The organism is Actinomadura rugatobispora (assembly GCF_042656285.1).
GTDB classification, from domain to species: domain Bacteria; phylum Actinomycetota; class Actinomycetes; order Streptosporangiales; family Streptosporangiaceae; genus Spirillospora; species Spirillospora rugatobispora.
In genome coordinates, this window is sequence record NZ_JBHSON010000277.1 from 1 (window position 1) to 1,074 (window position 1,074).

Sequence of the window (1,074 nt, forward strand, 5' to 3'; positions counted from 1 at the left end):
CGGCGAGATGATCGCCGAGGCGATGGACAAGGTCGGCAAGGAAGGCGTCATCACCGTCGAGGAGAGCAACACCTTCGGGCTGGAGCTGGAGCTCACCGAGGGCATGCGCTTCGACAAGGGCTATCTGGCCCCGCTGTTCGTGACCGATCCGGACCGGCTGGAGGCCGTCCTCGACGAGCCGTACGTGCTGGTCGTCGACGGGAAGGTCTCCGCCGCCAAGGACCTGCTGCCCGTCCTGGAGCAGGTGATGCAGTCCGGCAAGCCGCTGCTCCTGATCGCCGAGGACGTGGAGGGCGAGGCGCTCCCCACGCTGCTGGTGAACAAGATCAAGGGCATCTTCAAGTCGGTGGCGGTGAAGGCCCCGGGCTTCGGCGACCGGCGCAAGGCCATGCTCGGCGACATCGCCACCCTCACCGGTGGCCAGGTCATCTCCGAGGACGTGGGCCTGAAGCTGGAGAACACCACCCTGGAGATGCTGGGCCGCGCCCGCAAGGTGGTCGTCTCCAAGGACGAGACGACGATCGTGGACGGTGCGGGCGACGCCGTCGGGATCGCGGGCCGGGTCAACCAGATCCGGACCGAGATCGACGGGACCGACTCCGACTACGACCGCGAGAAGCTGCAGGAGCGGCTGGCCAAGCTGGCCGGCGGTGTCGCGGTGATCAAGGCCGGTGCGGCGACCGAGGTGGAGCTCAAGGAGCGAGGAGGGCATCGTCCCCGGTGGCGGCGTGGCGCTGCTGCAGGCGGGCATCCCGGCCTTCGAGAAGCTGGACGTGTCCGGCGACGAGGCCACCGGTGCCGCGATCGTCAAGCGGGCCCTGGAGGAGCCGCTGAAGCAGATCGCGGTGAACGCCGGCCTGGAGGGCGGCGTGGTGGTGGAGCGGGTCCGCAACCTGACGCCGGGTGAGGGCCTGAACGCCGCCACGGGCGAGTACGTCGACATGTTCGAGGCGGGCATCCTGGACCCGGCCAAGGTGACGCGGTCGGCGCTGCAGAACGCCTCCTCGATCGCGGCGCTGTTCCTGACCACCGAGGCCGTCATCGCCGAGAAGCCGGAGAAGACCCCGGCCGCCG

1 pseudogene is annotated in these 1,074 nt (G+C 69.6%); it reads left to right on the forward strand.

The features are described 5' to 3' along the window. Positions 1 to 1,074 (forward strand): annotated as a pseudogene (gene groEL / locus ACFPZN_RS56320) (chaperonin GroEL); the annotation flags it as partial.